Source organism: Otoolea muris (assembly GCF_943193115.1).
Taxonomy (GTDB): Bacteria; Bacillota; Clostridia; order Lachnospirales; family Lachnospiraceae; genus Otoolea; species Otoolea muris.
The window spans coordinates 1-1709 of sequence record NZ_CALPCY010000140.1 but is presented as its reverse complement, the minus strand read 5'-3'; the positions used below and the strand labels follow the sequence as shown (position 1 = coordinate 1709).

Genomic DNA, 1709 nt, shown 5'->3' with positions numbered 1-1709 from the left:
GTTTTTTGTATCCTCTTCACTGGTTTCGATTTCCCGGATCTCCTGCGCTGCATCCTCTTCCATTACAGGATCCCCTGACATGGTTACGCCTTTTTTGAATTCTTTTGGCATCTGTTTTTCCTCCGTTTTTCCATAAAAAAGAGGGGCGTTTTCTGTGCCGCCCCCTGTGTTTTTTGGTTGAATCTTCTTTTTAAGCTGCATCAATGCCAAGAAGGGACTGCAGCTTAGGCGGCCTGTTGACAAACAGGTTCCAATTCCGTTTGATTACATCCCCAACGGAAATATTCTGGATATCGATCTGCCCCGAAGGGATACAGTCCCGGTAAATGACGCGTTCCTCCGATCCGTTCCTGCCCAGGAGCGAGCCCTGGAAATCCCACACCGGCATGATCTGCGTTTCCAGCGCCCTCATGAGCTCAATAATAAATTCGTCGTCTTCGACCACAACCTGCGACATGGTAAGGCTTACTGAAAACGTGTTTGCTGTCTCGTGCTCCTGCGCGTCCCCTAATACGCTGTATTTCGCGTTGTTCCAGGTTACGTTTGATGTAAACTGCTCCACGGTTGCAAGCAGTACGCCGTCTTTACTGTAAAATGCCCCGTCCTTACCGGTCCTGGCGTGCCTGGAATCGCCTGCTGCCCTTACATTCCTCATGCTTTATTCCTCCTGTCTACCCCTCATTGGTGCTGAACCGGAACAGGAACGTCAGATAGATACGTTCCATCGAATCCTTGTCAATGATGTCAATATCAAACCAGGCGCTGTCCCCGTCAGACTGGTATGCGCTGCTTTCCGTTACGGAGCAGGCGACAAGTTTTCCCTCTTCTGCCATGGAATCTCCAACGCCCTGGATCTGGCTGATGACTGTCGCCCGCCCGTTTTTGTCATTGTCAACTTTCCCGACCAGATCGTCGGCCATTGTGTTGATCCGGCGGATCAGCTCATAGCGCGTTTTGACACGGCGGATCTTTTTCCAGCCGTCATCCTGGTTGTCCGCGGGAGTTATCAGCGTATTGATGGCATTGTCGATCCATACCTGCTTTGCTTTGTTATAGCTCAGCACAATACACCCTCTTTTTTCCGCTGAAATCATCTCTGTGTTTGTAAGTTTCTCCTTAAGCTCCGAAAAGCCGCTTATTACGGTATGTGTAAGGGAAGAGCCCGCGGATACGGATCCGATCATCCCGGCGATCCTCGCCGCTGTGCGGTACCCGTCAATCTCCGTGCCCTGCTCATCCACATGGGCGTTGAGCACGTAGTTCATTTTTTCGTCGTTAAACGCAGCCGCATGCTGCATCCTGGTTTCCAGGGGGACCGTATGCGCTTCCGCCACCACCGCCTGCGCGAGCGAGCCCGCGTCAAAAATGCGGTTTAAAAACGACTGGAGCAGGAGATGGATTTCCGTGTCCTCCGTATCCAGGCAGACCGTATTAAATTCATATGGCTCGATCTGGGCAAAGGCGTTGGAGTAATCGCCGGCCGTTGTCTGCGGGTTGCTCCCCTTTGTAAATGCGCTTTGTAAAACCGTCCCCAGGAGGGCGCCCTCTTTTCCCTCCAATACCTCCGCTTTAAAATTCCTTGAAGATGCCAGGGCCTCGGCCAGGGCGTTTGCCTCGCCTGCGCCGGACGGGAAATCAACCTTCTCAAATTCCGTCGTCCCGGCGTAAAAGATGCATTCCTTTACCGCGGAATCCGAAAGCTTTTCGCG

The 1709-nt window shown here is 52.3% G+C and carries 2 protein-coding genes; both read right to left on the bottom strand.

Annotation, left to right across the window (positions count from 1 at the left end; genetic code table 11):
• Nucleotides 1–190: 190 nt before the first annotated feature.
• A complete protein-coding gene (locus tag NFS31_RS26645; RefSeq protein WP_160228587.1) occupies nt 191–655 on the bottom strand; it encodes a hypothetical protein in 465 nt (154 codons plus the stop codon).
• Between the two features lie 16 nt (nt 656–671).
• The coding region (locus tag NFS31_RS26640) for a phage tail sheath subtilisin-like domain-containing protein (RefSeq protein ID WP_251502079.1) at nt 672–1709 on the bottom strand (1038 nt) is incomplete at its 5' end.

Coding starts and splice junctions, on each gene's coding strand:
- NFS31_RS26645 (WP_160228587.1), bottom strand. CDS start 655: ATGAGGAATGTAAGGGCAGCAGGCGATTCCAGGCACGCCAGGACCGGT.